Origin of the sequence: Kosakonia sp. PSU_27, from assembly GCF_039409795.1 — a bacterium.
Lineage (GTDB): Bacteria > Pseudomonadota > Gammaproteobacteria > Enterobacterales > Enterobacteriaceae > Kosakonia.
On the sequence record NZ_JBCIVK010000003.1, the window covers coordinates 528,755 to 552,750 of the forward strand.

Sequence of the window (23,996 nt, forward strand, 5' to 3'; positions counted from 1 at the left end):
AATGAGTATCCTTTCCCTTAGAACACTCGAATTGGTATGGGTTAAGGCAAGACTTAACCTGCGGTCAGAAGCATCAATAAACTACTTAAGCTATGCCTGGTGGATAATTGAGCCTGTGCTTCAAATGGCTATTTATTATTTAGTGTTTGCCTACCTTTTGAAGCAAGGTGGGCATGATTATGTACCTTTCCTTCTGACAGGTTTGATACCTTGGATTTGGTTTGGACGTAGTGTTAGTCATGCTCAAGGGAGTATTATCCAGGGCAAGTATTTAATGAATCAGGTTCATATTCCTAAAATTTTTTTTCCTTTAACTTTTATATTGCAAGATGCTATCAAGCAGATAATTGTATTCATTCTTTTACTTATATTTTTAGTCCTGTACGGATACGAGTTTAGTTTTGGCTTGCTTTGGGTTATCCCTGTTATTCTGGTGCAGTTTTTATTGATTTTAGCATTTGCACTAACTGTATCAGTTATTGTACCTTTTGTACGAGATTTTTCATTTGTAATAGAAACGGGATTACAGATAATGATGTTTTGTTCAGGGATATTCTTTAATTATAAGAGCATTCCTGCGATGGAAACTAAAATATTTTTTATAAACCCAATGGCTATTATCCTCAGTTCATATCGTGAAATCTTAATGTACAATAATGTACCTAATATAAAATTATTAAGTTGTGTTGTCGTTCTTTCCTTGATGATGATTTCTGTTGCATTATATGCGTTTAAAAAATTAGAATTCATATTTCCAAGAGTTGTTCAGAAATGAAGAATGAAAAAGTAATTGAGTTAAAAAATGTCGAAGTTACTTACCGAGAGAAGAAAACATTTTTTGAATATGATGAATATACTGCTTTAAAAGATATTACATTCGATGTTTATCGTGGTGAGACGCTTGGTATTATCGGGCGTAATGGGGCTGGAAAATCTACGCTCTTACGTGTATTGGCTGGAATTATCAAACCCGATTCTGGTACCGTAACCATCCGTTCTAAAAGTATTTCCCTAATGGCTCTTCAGGCAGGTTTTGACCCTAACCTATCTGGCAGGCAGAATACAATATTTAGTGGAATGGTTCTTGGTCATCGATTATCGTATATTAAAAAAATAATTGAAGAGATAAAAGATTATTCAGAGTTAAACGATTTTTTTGAAAAACCAATTAAAAATTACTCATCAGGAATGATGGCGCGCTTGGGCTTTTCTATTGCAATGTATACAACTCCAGAGGTTCTACTAATCGATGAAGTGCTGGGTGTAGGGGATGTAACTTTTGCTGAAAAGGCCCAAAAAAGCATAAAAGAGAAAATTAAATCAGATGCCACTGTCGTTATAGTGTCGCATGATGAAAGTCAATTAAAAATGCTTTCTGATAGACTCGTCTGTATTGAAAATGGTATTGTATTAGACGAAGGCCCAAGTGATAGTGTTTATATAAAATATAATTTAATCATGAAGTTGACAAGTTACAGGTTGCGATTGTTAGATTATAAAAACAGCGATGCTGTATTCTTTAAAGTTGGAGATATAAACCCGGATGCAAAATATTCCGATGTGAATTTTAATATACAAGATGAAAACATCATAGGAGTAGAGTTTAGAATTAAGTCATGCGCAAATCAATACGAAATTGTATCCATTAATAATGATGCGTTTTGGCTTCGTCTTCACCATCATGAAGATTATGAAATTATATTTAAAATGCTGAATGGTTCGAAAAGCTTTGTAAGTTTAAATATTGGTTTTTGAAATTTACTTTTTTAATATGCCCCTTTTACTATGATACATTTTCTGCTCTATAGTTAGAACTAATTATTTATTGAAGCGAAACATAATTCTCTCCTGAAATAATCATATAATGTGAATTTATGTAGAGTATTAATGGGAGGTGACACTAATGCACAAACTATTATCAGGTATGAAAAGTTCAGCATAAAATGGGGATTTTATACAGCATCCTATTTTAGTGGGCAGGTAGATGTCAAATAAATAATAAATTATGGCATTTACACTTAATACGTTAAAAGTATATATGTGTTTCCTATATGGGAAGACTCGGATTACATAATGCATATCCAAAATTCACTTTGTATTTATCGTTAGATGAACATAAAAATCAGCCTGAAATGTAAATAGATAATCTATTTGGTACTTGATGATTAAGTAATTAACTTACTGCGTAACATATTGAAGTTTTTATATTTTGTGAGATGCAAAAGTGTTGGTATGATATTTCTAAGTACATCCCCCATAAATCGCTAATAGGATTTTGAAATTATGAAAATTAGAAGTAAGGCACCACTTCGATTAGGAATCGCTGGCGGTGGAACTGATGTTTCACCGTATAGTGATACTTTTGGCGGATGTGTGCTTAATGCAACTATAAATATGTATGCGTATGCCTATATAGATGATGAGTTTGATGGTGACAAAGTAATCTTTGAGGCAACGGATCTTGGCATCAAAGAAGAAGTTAATATACAGAAAGGAGTCACGGTTGAAGGGAAACTCAAGCTTCATCGTGCAGTTTATCTTCGTGTTATGCAAGATTTTTTTAATGGAGAATTGAAACCAGTCAGAATTATTACGCATTCTGATGCACCCGCTGGTAGCGGTCTCGGCTCATCATCAACCGTGGTTGTTTCGATGCTTGAGGGGCTGCGTCAGATGTATTCTCTACCGTTAGGAGAGTATGATTTAGCACAGTTATCATATAAAATTGAACGTGTTGATTGTGGTTTATCAGGTGGCAAGCAGGATCAGTATGCAGCGACATTCGGTGGTTTTAACTTTATGGAGTTTTATGAAGGTAATCGGGTAGTAGTTAACCCACTTCGAATTCGTCAGTATATTATCAATGAACTCGAAGCGTCTATTATTTTGTATTTTACCGGTGCTTCTCGTGATTCTGCAAAAATTATAGATGATCAAATCAAATCGCTTGAAAGTGATAAAAAATCTGAACTCGCGGCAATGCATAAAGTTAAAGAGTCGGCATTTAGAATCAAGGAGCATCTGCTAAAATCTGATATTGATGCTATGGCTTTAACTTTTAAAGATGCTTGGGAAAGTAAGAAAAAAACTTCTATTTCAATTACTAATCCAATGATTGAAAGAATTGAAAACGAAGTTTTCAAGATAGGTGTCAAATCAGTAAAGGTTTCTGGTGCTGGCGGTGGCGGTTTTATGATGCTTTTTGTTGAGCCAGAAAAAAAACATATTATCGAGAACAGGCTTAAAGAGCTTGGCGGTGAAGTTTATAAATTCCAATTTGTTGAAGATGGTGCATATTCATGGACAATGTGAAGTATATTAAAGATTATTTAGATGAAAGTATATCTGTTAAAAAACTGCTCAAAGAGTCTGATGCTATTTTAAATCAAATTGCTGTTGTGGCTGATTTGATTACTAAAGCCTATAGAAATGGTAATAAAGTCATTCTTGCTGGAAATGGCGGTAGTGCAGCGGATTCTCAACATATCGCAGCGGAATTTGTTAGCCGTTTTTTCTTTGACCGACCAGGCTTACCAGCTATAGCTTTGACAACGGATACATCTATGCTGACGGCTATTGGAAATGACTATGGTTTCGATAAGCTTTTTGCAAGACAACTCCAAGCACAGAGTAAGGCTGGTGACATCTTTATAGGTATCAGCACTTCTGGAAACTCGACTAATATTATCAAAGCAATGGAAATTTCCAAGGGTTTAGGTGTGGTTAGCGTTGCACTTTGCGGTGCGTCTGGCGCATTAAAGGACATAGTTGATTATTCAATTAATGTGCCTTCAAAAATTACACCATATATTCAAGAATGTCATATTTGCATCGGGCACATGATCTGTGCCATTGTTGAAAAAGTCATATTCGGAGCAGAAGATAATTAATTATGTATGATGTGGTTATTTTGGCAGGAGGGTTAGGAACTCGGTTGAAAAGTGTCAGTGGCGAGATTCCAAAACCGATGGTAGATGTATCTGGTAAGCCTTTTTTATATCGCTTAATGGAGTATCTTGAAACTCAAGATGTAAAAAGAATTATTCTATCTTTATCCTACAAAGCAGACTATATCATCGAAAGGGTTGTCAAGGACAACCCTGTAAGCTGTGTTGTCGACTTTGTTGTTGAAAGCGAACCTCTAGGGACTGGCGGGGCCATAAAATACGCATGCCAAAAAGTTAATACTGAGAAGTTCATCGTTTTAAATGGTGATACTTATTGTGAGCTTGATTATAAAGAATTTGTCAAGGCTTCTTTAAAAACTGATTTACTCATATCGGGGGTCGAAGTAAATGATGTCTCAAGATATGGCTGTTTAGATATAGATGAAAACTCTAATGTTTATGCTATAGCTGAAAAAGGGCGAACTGGCGTTGGCATCATCAATAGCGGAATATATGTAATTTCCAGGCAATCAATAAATAACTATCCGAGTGCTAAATTTTCATTTGAGTCTGATTTTTTAACGAACTTTAACGGCACCTTTAGCGCATTTGTTAGTTCTGCATATTTTATTGATATCGGAATACCCCAAGATTACTATAAAGCATGCGAGAAATTTAAATGAAGGTGGCATTTCTGGATAGAGACGGTGTAATCAACGAAGAAGTAAACTATCTACATAAAAAAGATAATTTTAAATTTACACCTAACGCTATTTCCGGACTCAGACGAATAATAAGCCATGGATATAAAATTATTATTGTAACGAATCAAGCTGGGATTGCGAAAGGTTTCTTCTCCATTGAGGATTATTATGAACTAACGAATTGGTATATGGGAAAACTTTCATCTTTAGGAATCGATATATTGGATATTCATTTTTGTCCTCATCATCCCGAGGGGGTTATTCCTGAATTCAGCGTTGATTGTGACTGTAGAAAACCAAAGCCAGGTATGTTAGAACAAGCGGGTAGAAAGTATCAAATAGATTTAGATCTTTCTTTTATCGTTGGGGATAAAAGTAGCGATGTAGAAGCAGGCTTAAATTTCGGGTTGTCGCGAGCTTATTTGGTTGAGACAGGACATAAGCTTTCAACAACAGACTATAGAAATTATAGAGTATATCCGGATCTATTATCGATACCATTATGAAAAATAAAGTTAAGAATTCAATTAAGAAATATATAATAAAGTTTAGGTATACGAAGATTGCTCAAGTACTTTGGCGACTATTTTCTCAAGTTGTTAATGCCTATTATCCAAGGAGGCTTTTAATTAAAGCGCTTCATGTTGATACTCAACCAGTCTCTACCAACACAACCGTATTTCCTAAAATAAAAAAATCTACTAAAGAAAAAAATGTTTTAATAATAATGCCTTTTTATGGGAATGATGCTACGGGTAAAAACATTGATACTAAAATTTCTACTTTAAAGGCGCTGGGTTTTGCCGTGCATGTTGTTGTTTATAATAATTCCCCATGGGATTCTTATAACCCTAAGTGGGATTATGTCTATAATATCAAAAATACGAACGGATGTTTTGGTAAGTTGCGTTATGATGTCAATAATCAAGTAATTTTTGATGGCAATAAAATAGATGATTGGATCGATGATGAAATTTGCCAATTCATTGCCGCTCTTTCAGCAATGAATAACTTCCAAATAGCTATTGTTAACTATGTTTTTCTATCAAAGTTGTGTCTGTATCTTGGCAGTAACACTGTTACTGTAATCGATACTCATGACGTTTTTGCTAAACGTAATACCAGAATGTCCAGGGTTGGAATTAATCCTGATAAGTTTTATTTTTCCACCACGAAAGAAGAAGAAATAAAGGGGCTCTCACGCGCTGATTATATATTTGCTATTCAGGAATCAGAGGGGAGATATTTTGTGGAGCAGGTGCCTTCAAAAGTTATTGTGCAGCCACCTATCTTCGATTCATGCTTTATAGATTATATGCCTAAGCCTGATAAAAGATTGATTGTTGGATTTATGGCATCCGGGCATTATCCGAACGTTATCGCTATTAATAATTTTATTGAAAATCTTAACAGGTTCAAAAATCATATACGCCTTGATATAACTGGAACTATTTGTGGTTCACTTATGAATAACAATTTTCCGAGATTTGTTAATATATTAGGCTATTGTGACAGTCTTGAGGATTTTTATACCTCTTGTGATGTGATTGTTAATCCCGATGAATTATTATCTGGTATCAAAGTCAAGTGCCTTGAAGCACTTTCATATGGTGTTCCTTTGGTATCGACTAAAGCAGCGATGGAGGGTATTGAATCGGATGCGGAATATCATCTGCTAGATTCTGCCGAGCAGTGTGCTGAATTCATTGCAAGTCTGAAAAAGGATAGACTTCCTGAGATGGCGCTTAAAAGTAGAAGCATTTTTGTTGCTTTTAATCAGCGCTATAATTTTAAATCAACAATGAAACAGGTTCTGCATTTAAATGAAAAATGAACAATTTAAAATCTCAGTAATATTGCCTGTTTATGGTGGTGAACAATACCTTGAACAATGCTTGGATAGTGTAATTTGTCAGACATATAAAAATCTTGAAATTATCGTTATTAACGACGGTAGTCCTGATTCCTGCCCCTCTATTATTGACCGCTATGCTTCTATGGATAAAAGAATTATTCCTATCCATAAAAAAAACGCAGGTTATGGTGCTGCGATAAATTCGGGTCTTGATGTTGCGACTGGTGATTTTGTTGCTATAGTTGAAACTGATGATTGGGTTCAACCCGATATGTTTGAATGTTTAGTAAATGCTTACCATAAAAAACCCAATCCGGTTGTAAAAGCTAGTTTTAACCGTCTCGGCAACGAAGTAATACTAAATACACAATCTTTAAAACATCTTTGTCCTTTTGATTCCGATAATCTTGCAGAAATAACTCCTGAGTCATCAATTGAATTGTTCCTGTTAGAGTCATCAATATGGACTGCATTATATAAGCGAGATTTTCTTGAAGTAAATGCTATTAGATTTTATGAAAGCCCTGGTGCCGCTTATCAGGATATGCCTTTTAAATTTATTACTTATGCAGCATCTGAAGCGATTACTCTTGTCAATACTCCTGTTTATAATTATAGGGTCATGAATGCTGGATCTTCCAGCGCAAGCTCAGATAATGCGCTGATTTCATTCAAAAATTATGAAATCATTAAAACTTATTTGCAAAAGCAAGGATTATTTAATACTTATCTTTACCATTTCTACTTCCACTTAATGTTTGATTTGGTATTCCATTCTTCCAGATTAACTGGTGAAGGTCTAGAAGCTTACCAGAATGCTGCAATTGTTGCTTTTGAACAAGGTAGATATGAAGGGTTTGATCCTGATAAAAGAGATATTTATTTTTCTGCAGATACTAATGACTATTATCATAAGCACGTATTACCTATTTATAATGAATTAATGAATAAGGAAGTTATTAAAACTTTGCATACAAAAAATAAAATTAGAAAAGCTATTGTTACGAAGTTGCGTTACCTTATGGGTAAATTAATTGTAGAGCCAATTATCAATACAATCTCTGCGAAAATTGATTCGCAAGCGTCTCTACAATCATCCATGTTAGATAAAAAGCTTTCTGACAATTTAGATTCTATCTCCTTAAAATTTGAATCTGATTATGCTTCTTTTGTCAAAGATACTTCAGGGAAAATCGATTCTTTACTTTTAAGTCCAGGCTGTGTAAAGGTAAAGGTTGCGCCAAGCAATCAGTTCTATTATTACATGCGCGCTAATGAAGATCGTATTTGTAAATTGCGTCGAGATTTCAAAATTGGGCTGGATGATTTTAGTCTATTGAACGAAAGGAAACTTTTCGGCTTCTATGAGTGTTTGCCTTTCTTTGAACATAAAGGGATGGAGTTGCATATTCCATTATCACTAAGTCTTTTCACGGATGAAGATAGAGTTATTTTAACTAATATTGAAACTATTGTTCAGAAAGAGAATGAAAGTTATCACCACCTTGATACCACTGAGCTACCAATTACTCTTGCTACCAATTATTTCAAAGCGGGGTTAAAATATTTACCCGATAGATTAACGGAGCATTTTAAAGGTACTATTGCTATTGACTGTGGCGCGTGGGTTGGCGATACAGCAATCATGTTTGCAAGCTATGGTTTTAAGCGTGTTTTAGCATTAGAACCTATATCAGATAACTATAATTGCATGCTCCGTAATATTGAACGTAATAAACAATATCTTGGCGATGTAATTGAACCCATGAAGGTTGCCGCTGGTAATACGACTGGGAATCTTTCTATGATAAAGATAGGAGAAGATGGCGTTGGCTCCTGTGTAGTTGAAGGTGATTTAACTGACATCAAAGTTAATTCAGTTACCCTTGATAGTCTACATATAGATGGGCGTGTTGGTTTAATAAAATTAGACATCGAAGGGTATGAATTAATGGCCCTTAAAGGGGCTGAATCGTTAATAAGAAAAGATAAGCCTGTTCTTCTGATTTCGGTATATCATCTTTGGCTTCAACCTGAACAAATATTTGAGTGCAAGAAATTTGTAGAAGACTTAGAAATGGGATACAAATTTAAATTTGTGCATCTGCAACCGGAACGTGATTTGATTTATGAATATGTCTTAGTCTGTTGGTGAACTTGACATGTATTTGTGGTCAGGGATGACCTTTGTCGTGATACTCTGTAATTTAACGAATATTTCGATGCATTACATGTGTTTACTAATCCTTTTCATTAAAGCTATTATTGATAGGTACGTCATATATTAAAGTATGAAGATGAAAATCTGTTATTTTGTTAACTCTGCATGGTATTTTGAACTACATTGGCAAGAACGTGCTCTTGCTGTAATTGAGGCAGGTTATGACGTCTATATTTTAGCAAGGTTTGAAGATGACAACATATTTGAGCGCTTAACCAAAAAAGGCTTCAAATGTGTTAATAACTTCACTAATGAATATAGTCTTAACCCTCTTTCTTTTTTGTCGAGCATGTTTTATTGCTTTAAACTATTAGATGAAATTGAACCCGATATTGTCCACAGCATAACAATAAAACCGGGTGTAATGAGTTGTATTTGGGCAAGTATAAAAAAGAAGAGACTTGTTTATAGTTTTGTTGGGCTCGGTCGTGTTTTTGAAGGGAAGTCAATTGTTTACCGTATCCTGGGTTTTTTTGTAACGAGACTGTATCGACATTTGTTTTCGAGAATTAAATGTAAGGTGCTTTTTGAACATAAAAAAGATCAGGACAAAATTATTAGTCTTCTGCAAATCCCTGACGCAATCACTGAGGTTATTGATGGCGCTGGGGTTGATATAAATTTCTTCTCTTATAAGCATGAGCTAAATAATAAAAAAACTAAAGTGCTTTTTGCCAGTCGCATGTTATGGAGTAAGGGATTGGATACTTTAATTAAAGTAAAAAAAATACTCCAGCATATGGATGTTGATTTTGATTTGTTAGTTGCTGGTATTCTTGTTGAGAATGATCGTGATGCAATCAGTTTCTCACAAATTAAAACATGGCACGATTCAGGGGACATTCAGTGGTTAGGAAAACGAGCGGATATTAATGATGTCATTGCATCTGTTAATATTGTTGCCTTGCCATCTGTTTATTCGGAAGGCATACCTCGCATTTTGCTTGAATCAGGCGCAATAGGGCGTCCAGTGATTAGTTTTGATGCTGGTGGGTGTGGAAGTTTGGTAATAGATGGTTATAACGGTTATTTAGTTCAGAAAGATAATATTGAACAATTTGCTGAAAAATTATCTTTGCTAATTAAAAATCCTAACTTACGCGAAACCATGGGACGGAATGCAAGGAATAGAATTGAAAATGGATATTCTTCTGAGCTCGTGATTCAAAAGACCGTAAAAATATACGAGAGTTTAATATAAACAATCTCAACTATAAACGGCTCTCCTTAAAATTCAATTACTAATTTTTATAGAACAGCTTTTTTGGTGTGCTTCTGATTCGACATACCATTTAATGTTTCTTTAAGATATAATTCCATAAATTATAGCTGTCCTTGTGGCAGTATCTACACCTGACAGGAGTATGTAATGTCCAAGCAACAAATCGGCGTTGTTGGTATGGCGGTAATGGGGCGCAACCTGGCGCTCAACATTGAGAGCCGTGGCTACACCGTTTCAGTTTTCAACCGTTCGCGCGAAAAAACCGAAGAAGTCATTGCCGAAAACCCGGGCAAAAAGCTGGTTCCTTACTACACCGTACAAGAATTTGTCGAATCACTGGAAACTCCGCGCCGCATCCTGCTGATGGTGAAAGCTGGTGCAGGCACTGATGCCGCTATTGACTCCCTCAAGCCATATCTCGATAAAGGCGACATCATTATTGATGGCGGCAACACATTCTTCCAGGACACCATTCGTCGTAATCGCGAACTTTCGGAAGAAGGTTTCAACTTTATCGGCACTGGCGTTTCCGGTGGCGAAGAAGGCGCGCTGAAAGGTCCATCAATCATGCCTGGTGGTCAGAAAGAAGCCTACGATCTGGTTGCTCCAATCCTGACCAAAATTGCTGCAGTGGCGGAAGATGGCGAACCTTGCGTGACGTATATTGGTCCGGACGGTGCGGGTCACTACGTTAAAATGGTGCATAACGGTATCGAATATGGCGATATGCAGCTGATTGCCGAAGCTTACGCGTTGTTAAAAGGCGGCCTGAATCTCTCTAACGAAGAGCTGGCGAAAACCTTCAGCGAGTGGAACGCAGGTGAGCTGAGCAGCTATCTTATCGACATCACCAAAGATATCTTCACCAAGAAAGATGAAGAGGGTAAATATCTCGTAGATGTGATCCTCGACGAAGCGGCGAATAAAGGCACCGGCAAATGGACCAGCCAGAGCTCTCTGGACCTTGGCGAGCCGCTGTCGCTGATTACCGAATCCGTGTTTGCGCGCTATATCTCTTCTCTGAAAGAGCAGCGTGTTGCCGCGTCTAAAGTACTTTCCGGCCCGCAGGCGAAACCGGCGGGTGATAAAGCTGAATTTATCGAGAAAGTACGCCGTGCGCTGTACCTCGGTAAAATTGTTTCCTATGCACAGGGCTTCTCTCAGCTGCGTGCTGCTTCTGACGAGCACAACTGGAACCTGAATTACGGCGAAATAGCGAAGATCTTCCGCGCAGGCTGTATCATCCGTGCGCAGTTCCTGCAGAAAATCACCGATGCTTATGCCGAGACCCCGGCTATCGCAAACCTGCTGCTGGCACCGTACTTTAAGAAAATTGCCGACGGTTACCAACAGGCGCTGCGTGATGTAGTGGCCTATGCCGTGCAGAATGGTATTCCGGTACCGACCTTCTCTGCGGCGGTGGCATACTACGACAGTTATCGTTCTGCGGTACTGCCGGCGAACCTGATCCAGGCTCAGCGTGATTATTTCGGTGCGCACACATACAAGCGCACAGATAAAGATGGCGTGTTCCATACCGAATGGCTGGATTAATCTGATAATCACCCATCTGGTTTACCCAGGCCCGGTTGTTAAAACCGGGCCTTTTTTTCGTCTCAACCGCCGTTTTTTCGGGCAGTCATATACATTTTGTCGATTATTTTCCGCTAAACCATACATAAACGCTGCTGTTGACGGCCGATTGTCGCCTTGACAGTCCCTCAACGGAAGAGGTAAAAACCCCAACAGTTATTGATATTAAGCGGGTGGCGACGGGATCGTCATCTCCGGTTTCATACACTCACAAAAGTTGCTTATCGAATGAAAATAACAATCTCCGGAACAGGTTACGTTGGGCTATCGAACGGGATTCTGATTGCGCAGAACCATGAAGTGGTGGCGCTGGATATCGTTCAGTCCAAAGTAGATATGCTTAATCAGAAGATCTCTCCCATCGTGGATAAGGAGATCCAGGAGTATTTGCAGAATAAGCCGCTGAACTTCCGTGCGACGACGGACAAACTCGACGCCTATCGCGGCGCGGATTTCGTCATCATTGCCACGCCGACGGATTACGATCCGAAAACGAACTACTTCAACACCAGCAGCGTGGAGTCTGTGATTCGTGACGTTCATGAGATCAACCCGCAAGCGGTGATGATCATTAAATCCACTATTCCCGTTGGCTTCACCCAGTCCATCCGTGAAAAATATGGCATTGATAACGTTATCTTTTCACCGGAATTCTTGCGTGAAGGTAAGGCGCTGTACGATAACCTGCACCCATCGCGTATCGTTATCGGCGAACGCTCCGAACGTGCCGAGCGTTTTGCTGCGTTGCTACAGGAAGGCGCTATCAAAAAAGATATTCGCGTGCTGTTTACAGACTCAACTGAAGCCGAAGCGATTAAACTCTTCGCCAACACCTATCTGGCGATGCGCGTGGCGTACTTCAACGAACTGGATAGCTATGCAGAAAGCCTGGGGCTGAACAGCCGCCAGATTATCGAAGGCGTATGTCTGGATCCGCGTATCGGCAATCACTACAACAACCCGTCGTTTGGCTACGGCGGTTACTGCCTGCCGAAAGACACCAAACAGCTGCTGGCGAACTACCAGTCAGTACCGAATAATATTATTTCGGCTATCGTTGATGCTAACCGTACACGTAAAGACTTTATTGCGGATTCCATCCTGGCGCGTAAACCGAAGGTGGTGGGCGTTTATCGTCTGATCATGAAGAGCGGTTCCGATAACTTCCGCGCCTCTTCAATTCAGGGCATCATGAAGCGTATTAAAGCGAAGGGCGTGCAGGTCATCATTTATGAACCAGTAATGCAGGAAGATGAATTCTTCCACTCCCGCGTGGTACGCGATCTGGACGCGTTCAAACAGGAAGCGGATGTCATTATCTCCAACCGTATGGCGCAAGAACTGGCCGATGTACAAGACAAAGTCTATACCCGCGATTTATTCGGTAACGACTAATTGTTATTGCTTAAAGTAAAACGGCCCGTCAGGGCCGTTTTTTTACACGTTATAAAACGCTCTATACCAGTCAACAAAGCGCTTCACACCGTCTTTGACTGAAGTCTGGGGCTTAAAGCCTGTCACCTCATACAGCGGCTGGGTGTCTGCGCTCGTTTCCAGTACATCCCCTGGCTGAATCGGCATCATGTTTTTCTGCGCTTCAATACCCAATGCTTCTTCCAGTGCCGTGATGTAATCCATCAGCTCGACCGGAGAGCTGTTGCCAATGTTATAAACATGGTAAGGCGCAGAGCTGGTTGCCGGTGACCCGCTTTCAACTGTCCAGGTTGCATCCGGCTGCGGGATCACATCCTGCATACGGATAATCGCTTCCACAATATCGTCAATGTAGGTGAAGTCGCGCTTCATCTTGCCATAGTTGTAAACGTCAATGCTCTTGCCTTCCAGCATCGCTTTCGTGAACTTAAAGAGCGCCATGTCCGGGCGTCCCCAGGGGCCATAAACCGTAAAGAAACGCAGGCCGGTCGTTGGCAGACCATACAGATGCGAATAGGTGTGCGACATCAGTTCATTGGCTTTTTTCGTTGCCGCGTAGAGTGATACCGGGTGGTCAACTGAATCATCAGTGGAGAAGGGCATCTTACGGTTTAACCCGTAAACGGAGCTGGAGGACGCATACAGCAGATGCTGCACTTTATGATGACGGCAGCCTTCAAGTACGTTCAGATGTCCAATCAGATTAGATTCTGCGTAAACGTGCGGGTTTTCCAGCGAGTAACGGACACCTGCTTGTGCAGCGAGATGAATAACGCGGTCGAATTTCTCACGCGCAAACAGCTGCGCCATCGCTTCGCGGTCAGCGAGATCGATTTTATGAAAGTGGAAATCGGGAGAGGCCAGTAAGTCCAGGCGCGCTTGCTTCAGACTGACATCGTAATAATCATTCAGGTTATCATTACCCACAACCTGGTGGCCCGCTTTCAGCAAACGTTCACTGACGTGATAGCCGATAAACCCGGCAGCGCCGGTGACCAGAAATTTCATCTTCAACCTCAATGTTTGATATGCACAACTTGTGATGCGAAAAACTGTGGTGGGATGATACCTGCTGTGGGAAATAATGGTAACTGCTTTATCAGCGATAAATAAGAGGGAGCGTGATAGCTCCCCATGTATAGCTTATTTATGCCGCTTGCGTAAATTCTCAATCACGGTCGTTAAATCAAGCTGCTGATCCTGTAACAGTACCAGCAGGTGATACATCAGGTCAGAGGCTTCGTTAGTCAGCTCTTCGCGGTCGTTCACGGTTGCCGCCAGTGCCGTTTCTACTCCTTCTTCGCCCACTTTCTGCGCGATACGTTTAGTACCGCTGGCGTAGAGTTTGGCAGTATAAGAACTTGCCGGGTCGGCCGTCTTACGCGCGGCGAGCAACTCTTCTAACTGGTAGAGGAACAACCACTGGTGGCTGGTATCGCCAAAGCAGCTGGATGTTCCCGTGTGGCAGGTTGGGCCGATTGGGTTAACAAGGACCAGCAATGTGTCGTTGTCGCAATCAGGCGCTATCTTCACTACGTTAAGGAAATGGCCCGAGGTTTCACCTTTGGTCCATAAACGCCCTTTAGTGCGGGAGAAAAAAGTCACTTTGCCGCTTTCCTGCGTTTTAGTCAGCGCCGCTTTGTTCATGTAACCCAGCATCAGCACTTCGCCGGAAACCGCATGTTGCACCACGGCGGGCAGCAGTCCGTCGGTTTTTTCCCAGTCCAGTTGGGCCAGTTGTAGCTCTGTTAACATACCCTGATCTCCACGCCCTGGTCTGCCAGGTACGTTTTTAATTCACCAATATTAATAATCTGCTTGTGAAACACGGAAGCTGCCAGCGCGCCGTCAACGTTCGCATCGCGGAAGGCTTCCAGAAAATGTTCCATGGTGCCCGCGCCACCAGAAGCAATCAGCGGTACGTGGCACACCGCGCGCACTTTCTTCAGTTGTTCAAGGTCATAGCCATTGCGCACGCCATCCTGGTTCATCATGTTCAGCACGATCTCCCCGGCGCCGCGCTTTTGCACTTCCTGCACCCAGTCCAGCGTTTCCCATTGCGTGACCCGGGTCCGCCTCTCATCACCGGTGTACTGATTAACGTGATATTTGCCCGTTTCGGCGTCAAACCAGGTGTCGATACCGACCACAATGCACTGTACGCCAAAGCGATCGGCCAGCCGTGTGATTAATTCCGGATCGGCCAGTGCAGGGGAGTTAATCGAAATTTTATCTGCGCCGAACGAGAGAATTTTCGCCGCATCGTCAGCAGACTTAATCCCACCTGCCACACAGAAAGGAATATCAATCACTTCCGCCACGCGTGATACCCAGCTCTTATCCACTACGCGACCATCGCTTGAGGCGGTGATATCGTAGAACACCAGCTCGTCCGCGCCTTCTTCGGCGTAGCGTTTTGCCAGCGGCACAATGTCGCCAATAATTTCGTGATTACGAAACTGTACGCCTTTCACCACCTGGCCATCACGCACGTCAAGACAAGGGATTATCCGTTTTGCCAGCATTGAATGGCCTCCTTCACCGTGAATTTACCTTCCAGCAGCGCCCGTCCGACAATCACGCCGCGCACGCCAGTACCGCACAGGGCGGCAATATCATTTAAACCGCCGATGCCGCCGGAAGACTGAAACGCTACCTGCGGCCAGCGAGCGCAAATCTCTTCATATAACGCAACGTTCGAGCCCGCGAGCGTGCCGTCTCGCGAGATGTCGGTGCACAATACATGCTTCAGGCCAACAGCAAGATAGGTTTCCACCAGCGCTTCCAGCGTCACACCGGAGTTCTCCTGCCAGCCGCTCACCGCGACCTGCTTAGTGCCCTGTTCATCGATGCGCACATCCAGCGCCAGCACCAGCTTGTCTGCGCCAAAACGTGCAAACCAGCCTTTCACTACCTCAGGCGATTTTACCGCCGTCGAGCCGATGACCACGCGGGCAACACCGGCCGAGAGCAGGGCGGCGACGTCCTCTTCCGTGCGTACACCGCCGCCCACCTGTACCGGAACGTTCACCCCGGCAACCAGCGTTTTCAGCAACGGGATCTGGCGTTTCGCCGGATCTTTCGCACCGGTTAAATCGACGAGGTGCAGCACCTGCGCGCCCTGAGCGGCGTAATCCTGCAAGCGTGGCAGCGGGTCGTTGCCATAATCGCGCTGCTGCGCGTAGTCGCCCTGATGAAGACGTACGACGGTGCCGTCAATTAAATCTAAAGCCGGAATAATCATCACATCTCCAGGAAGTTTTTCAGCAGTTGCGCACCTGCGCGGCCGGAACGTTCCGGGTGAAACTGCACACCGTAAAAATTGTCTTTCTGCACGGCAGCGGTAAACGGCTCGCCGTAATCGCAGCGGGCAATGGTGTACGCATTCACCGGCATGGCGTAGCTGTGCACAAAGTAGAAATAAGCGCCATCCTCGATGCCCTGGAACAGACGGTTGCCGGCTTTTGCGTAAACCTGGTTCCAGCCCATATGCGGCAGCGGCAGACCAGCGTCTTTCATCTTCGGCACATCCTGTTCAATGATGCCCAACAAATTGACGCCGTGGGTCTCTTCGCTAAAACGCCCAAGCAGTTGCATTCCCAGGCAGATGCCGAGCACCGGCTGCGTACAGGCTTTCACCAGTTCGATCAGGTCTCGCTCCCGCAGCTGATCCATCGCCGCCTGCGCGGTTCCGACACCGGGTAAAAACAGTTTGTCTGCGCGCAGCACCACATCCGGGTCGCGGCTGACTTGCGGCTCGTAACCGTGGCGTGAGACGGCGGATTTCACCGAGTTCAGATTGGCGCAGCCGGTATCGAGGATCACCACATTCATCACAGCACTCCTTTTGATGAGGGGAGCGTATCGCCTTCCACGCGGATCGCCTGGCGCAGCGTGCGGCCAAATGCTTTAAATAAACTTTCCACGCGGTGATGGTCGTTTTTGCCTTTGGTTTTGAGATGCAGCGTCACCGCCATGGTGTAAGAGAGCGAGCGGAAGAAGTGCTCGACCATTTCGGTGCTCAAATCGCCCACGCGCTGGTAGGCAAATTCAGCTTTATATTCGAGGTGCGGACGGCCGGAGATGTCCAGCGCACAGCGAGCCAGACATTCGTCCATCGGCAACACAAAGCCAAAACGGTTAATACCACGTTTGTCGCCGAGCGCCAGTTTTAGCGCTTCACCCAGCGCCAGCCCGGTATCTTCGACCGTGTGGTGATCGTCAATATAGAGATCGCCTTTCACCACAATTTCCATCCGAAAACCGCCATGCGTCGCAATCTGATCAAGCATATGGTCGAAGAAACCGACGCCGGTGTGGATCTTGCTACCGCCTTCGCGATCCAGCCACACTTTGACATCAATCTGTGTCTCACGGGTGTTGCGTTCAACGTGCGCATAACGGTCGCGGCGCGTCAGTTGCTCACCAATCATCGCCCAGTTCAGCGTTTCAGGGTTGTATCGCAAACCGCCAATCGACATGTTGTTCGCCAGCTCAATATCAGTAGCGCGATCGCCAATCACATAGCTGTTGATGCGATCGAGCGCGTCCTCCGCCAGCCAGCGTTCCACCAGTTTCACTTTCGGCTTACGGCAGTCGCACTCATCATCTGCAAAATGCGGGCAAATCAGCACCTCTTCAAACGCAATACCCTGCGAAGTAAAGATCTGCATCATCAGGTTGTGCGGGCCATCAAAATCCGCCTGCGGGAAACTGTTGGTGCCCAGACCGTCCTGGTTGGTGATCATCACCAGTTTGTAGCCCGCTTTTTGCAGTTTCAGCAGTACCGGGATCACATTTGGCTCAAAGGCCAGCTTGTCGAATTTATCCACCTGATAATCGGTAGGCGGCTCGGTAATCAGGGTTCCGTCACGGTCAATAAACAGGTACTTCTGGCTCATACTGGCTCCGCACGTAAGGCGTCAATGACGCGCTGATTCTCTGCACGGGTGCCAATGGTGATACGCAGGCAGCCGCTTAAAGAAGGTTGTTTGTTCTGGTCTCTCAGGATAATGCCTTGATCCCACAAAGATTTAAACACTGCGCTGGAAGCGGTCAGGCGCACAAGAATATAGTTGGTCTCTGAGTCAAACACCTGTTCCACACAGGGAATATCCTGTAGCGCGGTAACCAGATACTGGCGTTCAACCAGAATCTGCGCCACCCGCTCGCGCATCGCGACAATCCCCTGCGGGCTGAGCGCTTGCGCGGCAATATCCGCCACCGGCGTGGAGAGCGGGTAGGGGGCAATCACTTTTAACAGCAGCGCGATAACGTCTTCATTAGCAAGGGTAAAACCGCAACGCAGGCCAGCCAGCGCAAACGCTTTAGAAAGCGTACGCAGTACCACCAGATTCGGGTATTCACTGAGCCAGCCCGCCAGCGTGGCCTGCGGGCAAAACTCAATATACGCTTCATCCGCCACAACAATGGCTTTGCCGCGCGTCATTTCGAGCAAGACGCGGAAATCTTGCGGATTGATAATCTGCCCGGTGGGGTTATTCGGGCTGCAAACATAAATAATTTTGACGCCATCCAGTTTGTCGGCGATGCCTTGCAGATCCAGTTGCCAGTCGGCAAGAGCCGGAACGGTACGGTATTCCACGCCCAGCGTTTCGGCGCTGACGCTGTACATGCCGTAGGTCGGCGGGCAGAACAGTACCGCGTCTTTACCCGGTTCACAAAACGCGCGGATTAGCAGTTCAATCCCTTCATCTGCGCCACGGCTGACCAGCACTTGCTCCGGTTTTACGCCCGCATATTGCGCATAACTTTCGATAACCGCTTTCGGCTGGCACTCCGGGTAACGATTTAATGTTTGCTGTGTCAGTTCAAAAGGAACCGCCGTCGGGAACTCATTGGCATTCAGCCAGACGTCACCTTTACCGCCAAGACGGCGAGCCGACTGATAGGGCGTCAGTTCGCGCACGTTTTTACGCGCCAGTTCTTCAATGCTCATGCTTGCTCCTTTAGTGCGTTAACGCGCAACGTGACGGCGTTTTTGTGAGCGGTCAGGCGTTCTGCCGCCGCCAGCGTTTCAATGGTGCTGGCAAGCTGCGCAAAACCTTCCCGGGAGAGTTCCTGCACCGTCATACGTTTCTGGAAATCGGCCAGACCCAGGCTGGAACAGGTGGCGGTATACCCGTAAGTTGGCAGCACGTGGTTGGTGCCGGAGGCGTAATCGCCTGCGGATTCCGGCGACCAGTCACCGAGAAACACCGAGCCCGCGCTGGTGATGCTCTCCACCAGCGAACGGGCGTCGCGAGTCTGGATGATCAGGTGCTCCGGCCCGTATTGGTTTGAAATCGCCACGCACTGCGCTAAGTCGCGCGCCACAATCAGGCGGCTGGCAGAGAGTGCCTGGCGAGCGGTTTCGGCGCGAGGCAGCTCCGCAAGCTGGCGTTCAACCGCCTCGGCTACACGGGTGGCCATTTCGCTGTCCGGCGTCAGCAGGATCACCTGCGAGTCCGGGCCGTGTTCCGCCTGCGAAAGCAGATCGGAGGCGACAAAATCTGGCGTTGCGCCGCTGTCGGCAATCACCAGCACTTCAGAAGGACCGGCGGGCATGTCAATTGCCGCACCGTCCAGACGCTGGCTGACCTGGCGTTTGGCTTCGGTCACAAAGGCATTTCCTGGGCCAAAAATTTTATCGACCTTCGCGATCGATTCGGTGCCAAAGGCCAGCGCGGCAATCGCCTGCGCGCCACCCACTTTAAAGATCGCCTGCACGCCGCACAGCTTAGCGGCATAGAGAATTTCATCGGCAATCGGCGGCGGTGAGCAGAGCACCACTTTCTGGCAACCGGCAATACGCGCCGGTGTGGCCAGCATTAATACGGTTGAAAATAGCGGCGCAGAGCCACCGGGAATATACAGGCCAACCGAGGCGATAGGGCGGGTAACCTGCTGGCAGCGCACGCCTGGCAGGGTTTCAACATCCACCGTTTGCAACTTCTGCGCGGTGTGGAAGGTATCGATATTTTTCACCGCCACGGCCATCGCTTGCTTGATATCGTCACCCAGGCGCGCGCTGGCATCAGCGATTTCCTGTTCGGTGACTTTCAGCGCGTCGACCTGAGTCTTGTCGAACCTGGCGCTGTATTCACGCAGGGCGTCATCCCCGCGCGCTTTCACGTTATCCAGAATCTCAACCACGGTACGCGTGATGCTATCAGAAGCAGAGATCGCCGGGCGCATCAGCAAGTCGCGTTGCTGCGCTTCACTACAGCTATTCCAGTCGATTACGGTATTGAAGCTCATGGCATTACTCCATCATCTTCTCAATCGGCAGCACCAGAATGGAACTTGCTCCCAGCGCCTTCAGTTTTTCCATGGTTTCCCAGAACAGGGTTTCGCTGCTGACCATGTGCATTGCCACACGCTGTTGATCGCCCGCCAGCGGCAGAATGGTGGGGCGTTCAGCGCCAGGCAGCAGGGCAACGACCTCTTCCAGACGCTCGCTTGGCGCGTGCATCATGATGTATTTCGATTCGCGCGCCTGGATAACACCCTGAATACGGGTCAGCAGTTTGTCGATAAGTTGCTGTTTTGCATCGGTCATTTCACCGTCGCGCTGGATCAGGCAGGCTTTGGAGCGGTAAATCACTTCCACTTCGCGCAGGCCATTAGCTTCGAGTGTCGCGCCGGTCGAAACCAGATCGCAAATCGCATCCGCCAGACCTGCACGCGGGGCGACTTCAACAGAACCATTTAACAGACAAGATTTAAAAGAGACGCCTTTCTGATCGAGATAGCGTTTTAACAGGTGCGGATAAGAGGTGGCGATACGTTTACCATCCAGCGCTTGCGGCCCGCTCCAGCTTTCATCCACCGGCGTTGCCAGCGACAGGCGGCAGCCGCCGAAATCGAGGCGACGCAGGGTGAAATAGCGCGGGTCTTCACCCTGCGCGCGGCGGGTCAGCAGCTCTTCTTCCAGCACGTTTTCGCCGATGATGCCCAAATCAACGACACCGTCCATCACAAGGCCCGGAATGTCATCATCGCGTACGCGCAGAATATCAATCGGCATATTTTCCGCCAGGGCGATCAGGCGCTGGGTGTGCAGGTTAATTTTAATCCCGCAGCGGGCCAGTAGTTCGCGTGAATCATCGCTCAGGCGGCCGGATTTCTGAATAGCTATGCGTAAACGCGAATTGTCTAACATTCTGTTGTCCTCTTTTATCCTGCTGAATTTGGTTCAAAAAAAAGCCCCCGGAAGAAGATCTTCCGGGGGCTTTCTCTGCGTTCATGCACCACTGGAAGATCCAAACGTCTTCCAGCACACATCGCCTGAAAGACTAGTCAGGATGATGGTGATGATGGTGGTGTTTAAATTGAACGCGGGTCATAAAATTCTCGATGAATGTTTATTCATAAGTTGTCAGTTAACGTAAACCACTTTGGTCGCCGAAGGCAAGGGCTTTTTTTTATCATTAAATCATTTCATATTCGTTGTATGAATTGTCAGTTATCACTGGCTGGCGTAGCCTTAAACAGGTGGAAGCGAGAGTGCAGGGGAGAGGCATGAAAAAGGTCGCGATTATCGGATTAGGATGGCTGGGAATGCCGCTGGCACTGTCATTAACAGCGCGAGGCTGGCAAGTTACCGGCAGTAAAACCAGCCAGGATGGCGTCGAGGCGGCGCGTATGTGCGGCATCGAAAGTTATGTGCTCAACCTTGAACCAGAATTAGTCTGCGAATCGGCGGATCTGGATGCGCTGATGCAGGTCGATGCGTTAGTTATCACCCTCCCGGCGCGCCGCAGCGGCCCCGGCGAAGAGTTCTATCTGCAAGCGATGCAGGAGATTGTCGACAGCGCGCTGGCTTATCGTATACCGCGTATTATTTTTACCAGTTCCACCTCTGTTTATGGCGATGCGCCCGGTGTCATCAAAGAAACCACGCCGCGCCAGCCTGTCACCGCAAGCGGACGGGTGCTGAAAGAGCTGGAAGACTGGCTGCATAATTTGCCTGGCACATCGGTGGATATTTTACGCCTGGCAGGGCTGGTGGGACCTGCGCGCCATCCGGGGCGCTTTCTGGCCGGAAAAACCGCGCCTAACGGCCAGCACGGCGTTAATCTGGTGCATCTCGAAGATGTTATCGCTGCAATTACTTTGTTGCTGCAGGCACCGAAAGGCGGACACATCTATAATCTTTGCGCACCGGGACATCCGTCGCGCGAAAGTTTCTACACGGCAATGGCGCGACAGCTTGGCCTTACGCCGCCCACCTTCACCGCGTCGCGCAGCGATGATGAGAAGGGAAAAATCATAGACGGTAGCCGTATTTGCAATGAACTGGGCTTTGACTATCTTTATCCGGATCCGGCTCAGATGCCGCTGGCGTAATTTTTTTAGCAATTAGTGCTATTAAAATGTTTAATAATTCAGCGATAGCCTAAAATTCAAGCATTTAGTTGCATAAACAGTGCAGGGTAGACCTTACCGTATTGTCATCCTGCTTCAGGATGGTGCAAAATACGCCGCTGCAAAAAAATGAAGAGACTAGCCGACGTTAATCCGTCGGTTATTTTTTTTGCAGGCACAAACGTCATTCAATAAAAGAGGCCGGGCTTCGTACCGGATAGATACACATTTAAAAACCGACAGTCGTTGTCGCTGAGGAAATAACACAAATGGGGCAATTTTTTGCTTTTGCGCCGGCACTCGCCGTAGAGGAGAATCGCCATGACGCATAACGTTACTCCAAAAACCTCTCGCGTGGAATTACGTAAGACGCTTACGTTGATTCCGGTTGTAATGATGGGCCTGGCCTATATGCAGCCAATGACGCTGTTCGATACGTTTGGTATCGTCTCTGGCCTGACCGATGGCCATGTGGCAACCGCGTATGCCTTTGCGTTGGTCGCTATCCTCTTTACTGCGCTGAGCTACGGTAAGCTGGTACGCCGCTTCCCGTCTGCTGGCTCTGCGTATACCTACGCTCAGAAATCCATCTCCCCGGCCGTCGGCTTTATGGTGGGCTGGTCATCGCTGCTGGACTATCTGTTCATGCCGATGATCAACATTCTGCTGGCGAAAATTTACTTTGAAGCGCTGGTGCCTTCGGTGCCGTCGTGGATTTTCGTGGTGGCGCTGGTGGCCTTTATGACGGTCTCCAACCTGCGCAGCATCAAAACCGTGGCGAACTTCAACACTCTGATCGTTATCCTGCAAATGGGGATTGTCGCCGTTATCGTTGGTTTGATCATCTACGGTGTTTCCCACGGCGAAGGTGCTGGCACGCTGGTAAGTTCCCGCCCGTTCTGGTCTGAAGGTGCCCATGTCGTGCCGATGATCACTGGCGCAACTATCCTGTGCTTCTCGTTCCTCGGCTTTGACGGTATCTCTTCTCTTTCCGAAGAGACCAAAGATGCTGAGCGTGTGATCCCGCGCGCCATCTTCCTGACTGCGCTGATCGGCGGCATGGTATTTATCGGGGCCTCTTACTTCCTGCAACTTTACTTCCCGGACATTTCCCGCTTTAAAGAGCCGGATGCTTCTCAGCCGGAAATCATGCTGTACGTTGCGGGTAAAACATTCCAGTGGGGCGTGCTGATTTTCTCCAGCGTGACCGTGCTGGCGTCCGGTATGGCCGCGCATGCGGGCGTTTCCCGTCTGATGTACGTGATGGGACGCGATGGCGTATTCCCGACCCGTTTCTTCGGTTATATCCATCCGAAATGGCGCACTCCGGCGTGGAACGTGCTGCTGGTTGGCGCAATTGCGCTGCTGGCGATCCGTTTTGACTTGGTAACAGCTACGGCGCTGATTAACTTTGGTGCGCTGGTGGCGTTCACCTTCGTTAACTTGTCGGTGATCTCCCAGTTCTGGATCCGCGAAAAACGCAACAAGACGCTGAAAGACCATTTCAACTATCTGCTGCTGCCAGTGTGCGGTGCGCTGACGGTTGGCGCTCTGTGGATCAACCTTGAGCAAAGCTCGATGATCCTGGGGCTTATCTGGGGCGGTATCGGCCTGGTTTACCTGGCATGTGTGACGCGCAGCTTCCGCAATCCAGTCCCGCAGTACGAAGATATCGCGCAGTAAATTTTCTTCTGCATATCTACTCAGCCGG

The 23,996-nt window shown here is 45.7% G+C and carries 23 protein-coding genes and 1 other annotated feature; of the genes, 13 read left to right on the forward strand and 10 right to left on the reverse strand.

The features are described from left to right. Nucleotide 1: 1 nt before the first annotated feature. The 11 genes from AAIG26_RS09355 (at nucleotide 2) to ugd (ending at nucleotide 12,877) form a co-directional block, all read left to right on the forward strand. Nucleotides 2–775 (forward strand): ABC transporter permease, encoded by a 774-nt coding sequence (locus tag AAIG26_RS09355; protein ID WP_343180559.1) that lies wholly within the window; start codon nucleotides 2–4, stop codon nucleotides 773–775. Then, nucleotides 772–1,755, forward strand: a complete 984-nt coding sequence (locus tag AAIG26_RS09360; RefSeq protein WP_343180560.1) for an ABC transporter ATP-binding protein — start codon at nucleotides 772–774, stop codon at nucleotides 1,753–1,755. The genes AAIG26_RS09355 and AAIG26_RS09360 overlap by 4 nt, the downstream gene beginning before the upstream one ends. A 528-nt stretch (nucleotides 1,756–2,283) precedes the next feature. Continuing rightward, nucleotides 2,284–3,312, forward strand: coding sequence for a dehydrogenase (locus tag AAIG26_RS09365; protein WP_343180562.1), 1,029 nt, complete (start codon nucleotides 2,284–2,286; stop codon nucleotides 3,310–3,312). After that, nucleotides 3,300–3,890 (forward strand): D-sedoheptulose 7-phosphate isomerase, encoded by a 591-nt coding sequence (locus tag AAIG26_RS09370; protein ID WP_343180563.1) that lies wholly within the window; start codon nucleotides 3,300–3,302, stop codon nucleotides 3,888–3,890. The genes AAIG26_RS09365 and AAIG26_RS09370 overlap by 13 nt, the downstream gene beginning before the upstream one ends. 2 nt (nucleotides 3,891–3,892) lie before the next feature. Next, the gene (locus AAIG26_RS09375) at nucleotides 3,893–4,570 is read left to right on the forward strand and encodes a nucleotidyltransferase family protein (protein WP_343180564.1); all 678 of its coding nucleotides are present in this window, start codon (nucleotides 3,893–3,895) and stop codon (nucleotides 4,568–4,570) included. After that, nucleotides 4,567–5,097 (forward strand): HAD family hydrolase, encoded by a 531-nt coding sequence (locus AAIG26_RS09380; RefSeq protein WP_343180565.1) that lies wholly within the window; start codon nucleotides 4,567–4,569, stop codon nucleotides 5,095–5,097. Before AAIG26_RS09375 ends, AAIG26_RS09380 begins: the two co-directional genes overlap by 4 nt. Beyond that, nucleotides 5,094–6,425 (forward strand): glycosyltransferase, encoded by a 1,332-nt coding sequence (locus AAIG26_RS09385; protein ID WP_343180567.1) that lies wholly within the window; start codon nucleotides 5,094–5,096, stop codon nucleotides 6,423–6,425. The genes AAIG26_RS09380 and AAIG26_RS09385 overlap by 4 nt, the downstream gene beginning before the upstream one ends. Then, a complete protein-coding gene (locus tag AAIG26_RS09390) occupies nucleotides 6,415–8,601 on the forward strand; it encodes an FkbM family methyltransferase (RefSeq protein WP_343180569.1) in 2,187 nt (728 codons plus the stop codon). The genes AAIG26_RS09385 and AAIG26_RS09390 overlap by 11 nt, the downstream gene beginning before the upstream one ends. 142 nt (nucleotides 8,602–8,743) lie before the next feature. Further along, nucleotides 8,744–9,868: a glycosyltransferase family 4 protein gene (locus tag AAIG26_RS09395; protein WP_343180571.1), complete on the forward strand. Its 1,125-nt coding sequence runs from the start codon at nucleotides 8,744–8,746 to the stop codon at nucleotides 9,866–9,868. A 168-nt stretch (nucleotides 9,869–10,036) separates the two neighbouring features. Next, entirely contained in the window at nucleotides 10,037–11,443 is a 1,407-nt protein-coding gene (gene gndA, locus AAIG26_RS09400) for an NADP-dependent phosphogluconate dehydrogenase (RefSeq protein ID WP_343180572.1), read from the forward strand. A gap of 267 nt (nucleotides 11,444–11,710) precedes the next feature. Continuing rightward, nucleotides 11,711–12,877, forward strand: a complete 1,167-nt coding sequence (ugd, locus tag AAIG26_RS09405; protein WP_045510666.1) for a UDP-glucose 6-dehydrogenase — start codon at nucleotides 11,711–11,713, stop codon at nucleotides 12,875–12,877. 42 nt (nucleotides 12,878–12,919) lie between these two features. Here the strand turns inward: ugd and AAIG26_RS09410 are convergent, their stop codons facing one another. The 10 genes from AAIG26_RS09410 to hisL form a co-directional block, all read right to left on the reverse strand. Next, nucleotides 12,920–13,924: an NAD-dependent epimerase gene (locus tag AAIG26_RS09410; RefSeq protein ID WP_343180574.1), complete on the reverse strand. Its 1,005-nt coding sequence runs from the start codon at nucleotides 13,922–13,924 to the stop codon at nucleotides 12,920–12,922. A 135-nt stretch (nucleotides 13,925–14,059) separates the two neighbouring features. Next, entirely contained in the window at nucleotides 14,060–14,671 is a 612-nt protein-coding gene (hisIE, locus tag AAIG26_RS09415; protein ID WP_343180576.1) for a bifunctional phosphoribosyl-AMP cyclohydrolase/phosphoribosyl-ATP diphosphatase HisIE, read from the reverse strand. Continuing rightward, nucleotides 14,665–15,441, reverse strand: a complete 777-nt coding sequence (gene hisF / locus AAIG26_RS09420) for an imidazole glycerol phosphate synthase subunit HisF (RefSeq protein ID WP_343180577.1) — start codon at nucleotides 15,439–15,441, stop codon at nucleotides 14,665–14,667. Before hisF ends, hisIE begins: the two co-directional genes overlap by 7 nt. Continuing rightward, nucleotides 15,423–16,160, reverse strand: a complete 738-nt coding sequence (gene hisA, locus AAIG26_RS09425; protein ID WP_343180579.1) for a 1-(5-phosphoribosyl)-5-[(5-phosphoribosylamino)methylideneamino]imidazole-4-carboxamide isomerase — start codon at nucleotides 16,158–16,160, stop codon at nucleotides 15,423–15,425. Before hisA ends, hisF begins: the two co-directional genes overlap by 19 nt. After that, entirely contained in the window at nucleotides 16,160–16,750 is a 591-nt protein-coding gene (gene hisH / locus AAIG26_RS09430; RefSeq protein WP_343180580.1) for an imidazole glycerol phosphate synthase subunit HisH, read from the reverse strand. Before hisH ends, hisA begins: the two co-directional genes overlap by 1 nt. Further along, nucleotides 16,750–17,817, reverse strand: a complete 1,068-nt coding sequence (gene hisB, locus AAIG26_RS09435) for a bifunctional histidinol-phosphatase/imidazoleglycerol-phosphate dehydratase HisB (protein WP_343180582.1) — start codon at nucleotides 17,815–17,817, stop codon at nucleotides 16,750–16,752. The genes hisH and hisB overlap by 1 nt, the downstream gene beginning before the upstream one ends. Beyond that, the gene (hisC, locus tag AAIG26_RS09440; protein WP_343180584.1) at nucleotides 17,814–18,875 is read right to left on the reverse strand and encodes a histidinol-phosphate transaminase; all 1,062 of its coding nucleotides are present in this window, start codon (nucleotides 18,873–18,875) and stop codon (nucleotides 17,814–17,816) included. Before hisC ends, hisB begins: the two co-directional genes overlap by 4 nt. Continuing rightward, nucleotides 18,872–20,176, reverse strand: coding sequence for a histidinol dehydrogenase (gene hisD / locus AAIG26_RS09445; protein WP_045510638.1), 1,305 nt, complete (start codon nucleotides 20,174–20,176; stop codon nucleotides 18,872–18,874). The genes hisC and hisD overlap by 4 nt, the downstream gene beginning before the upstream one ends. A gap of 4 nt (nucleotides 20,177–20,180) precedes the next feature. Further along, the gene (gene hisG, locus AAIG26_RS09450; protein WP_020454271.1) at nucleotides 20,181–21,080 is read right to left on the reverse strand and encodes an ATP phosphoribosyltransferase; all 900 of its coding nucleotides are present in this window, start codon (nucleotides 21,078–21,080) and stop codon (nucleotides 20,181–20,183) included. Nucleotides 21,081–21,115: 35 nt separating this feature from the next. Continuing rightward, nucleotides 21,116–21,238: a sequence feature (His leader region), on the reverse strand. Next, nucleotides 21,214–21,264: a his operon leader peptide gene (gene hisL, locus AAIG26_RS09455; protein ID WP_001364200.1), complete on the reverse strand. Its 51-nt coding sequence runs from the start codon at nucleotides 21,262–21,264 to the stop codon at nucleotides 21,214–21,216. (Overlaps the previous feature by 25 nt.) 175 nt (nucleotides 21,265–21,439) lie before the next feature. Between hisL and AAIG26_RS09460 the strand changes: the two genes are divergently transcribed. Both AAIG26_RS09460 and AAIG26_RS09465 read left to right on the forward strand, forming a co-directional pair. After that, entirely contained in the window at nucleotides 21,440–22,267 is an 828-nt protein-coding gene (locus AAIG26_RS09460; protein ID WP_045510635.1) for an SDR family oxidoreductase, read from the forward strand. A gap of 339 nt (nucleotides 22,268–22,606) precedes the next feature. Continuing rightward, nucleotides 22,607–23,968: an APC family permease gene (locus AAIG26_RS09465; protein WP_045510632.1), complete on the forward strand. Its 1,362-nt coding sequence runs from the start codon at nucleotides 22,607–22,609 to the stop codon at nucleotides 23,966–23,968. Nucleotides 23,969–23,996: the final 28 nt, after the last annotated feature.

Coding starts and splice junctions, on each gene's coding strand:
- AAIG26_RS09410 (WP_343180574.1), bottom strand. CDS start 13,924: ATGAAATTTCTGGTCACCGGCGCTGCCGGGTTTATCGGCTATCACGTC.
- hisF (WP_343180577.1), bottom strand. CDS start 15,441: ATGCTGGCAAAACGGATAATCCCTTGTCTTGACGTGCGTGATGGCCAG.
- hisIE (WP_343180576.1), bottom strand. CDS start 14,671: ATGTTAACAGAGCTACAACTGGCCCAACTGGACTGGGAAAAAACCGAC.
- gndA (WP_343180572.1), top strand. CDS start 10,037: ATGTCCAAGCAACAAATCGGCGTTGTTGGTATGGCGGTAATGGGGCGC.
- hisC (WP_343180584.1), bottom strand. CDS start 18,875: ATGAGCATTGAAGAACTGGCGCGTAAAAACGTGCGCGAACTGACGCCC.
- AAIG26_RS09375 (WP_343180564.1), top strand. CDS start 3,893: ATGTATGATGTGGTTATTTTGGCAGGAGGGTTAGGAACTCGGTTGAAA.
- AAIG26_RS09370 (WP_343180563.1), top strand. CDS start 3,300: ATGGACAATGTGAAGTATATTAAAGATTATTTAGATGAAAGTATATCT.
- AAIG26_RS09390 (WP_343180569.1), top strand. CDS start 6,415: ATGAAAAATGAACAATTTAAAATCTCAGTAATATTGCCTGTTTATGGT.
- ugd (WP_045510666.1), top strand. CDS start 11,711: ATGAAAATAACAATCTCCGGAACAGGTTACGTTGGGCTATCGAACGGG.
- AAIG26_RS09460 (WP_045510635.1), top strand. CDS start 21,440: ATGAAAAAGGTCGCGATTATCGGATTAGGATGGCTGGGAATGCCGCTG.
- AAIG26_RS09395 (WP_343180571.1), top strand. CDS start 8,744: ATGAAAATCTGTTATTTTGTTAACTCTGCATGGTATTTTGAACTACAT.
- AAIG26_RS09360 (WP_343180560.1), top strand. CDS start 772: ATGAAGAATGAAAAAGTAATTGAGTTAAAAAATGTCGAAGTTACTTAC.
- AAIG26_RS09465 (WP_045510632.1), top strand. CDS start 22,607: ATGACGCATAACGTTACTCCAAAAACCTCTCGCGTGGAATTACGTAAG.
- AAIG26_RS09380 (WP_343180565.1), top strand. CDS start 4,567: ATGAAGGTGGCATTTCTGGATAGAGACGGTGTAATCAACGAAGAAGTA.
- hisB (WP_343180582.1), bottom strand. CDS start 17,817: ATGAGCCAGAAGTACCTGTTTATTGACCGTGACGGAACCCTGATTACC.
- hisG (WP_020454271.1), bottom strand. CDS start 21,080: ATGTTAGACAATTCGCGTTTACGCATAGCTATTCAGAAATCCGGCCGC.
- hisA (WP_343180579.1), bottom strand. CDS start 16,160: ATGATTATTCCGGCTTTAGATTTAATTGACGGCACCGTCGTACGTCTT.
- AAIG26_RS09355 (WP_343180559.1), top strand. CDS start 2: ATGAGTATCCTTTCCCTTAGAACACTCGAATTGGTATGGGTTAAGGCA.
- hisH (WP_343180580.1), bottom strand. CDS start 16,750: ATGAATGTGGTGATCCTCGATACCGGCTGCGCCAATCTGAACTCGGTG.
- AAIG26_RS09385 (WP_343180567.1), top strand. CDS start 5,094: ATGAAAAATAAAGTTAAGAATTCAATTAAGAAATATATAATAAAGTTT.
- hisD (WP_045510638.1), bottom strand. CDS start 20,176: ATGAGCTTCAATACCGTAATCGACTGGAATAGCTGTAGTGAAGCGCAG.
- AAIG26_RS09365 (WP_343180562.1), top strand. CDS start 2,284: ATGAAAATTAGAAGTAAGGCACCACTTCGATTAGGAATCGCTGGCGGT.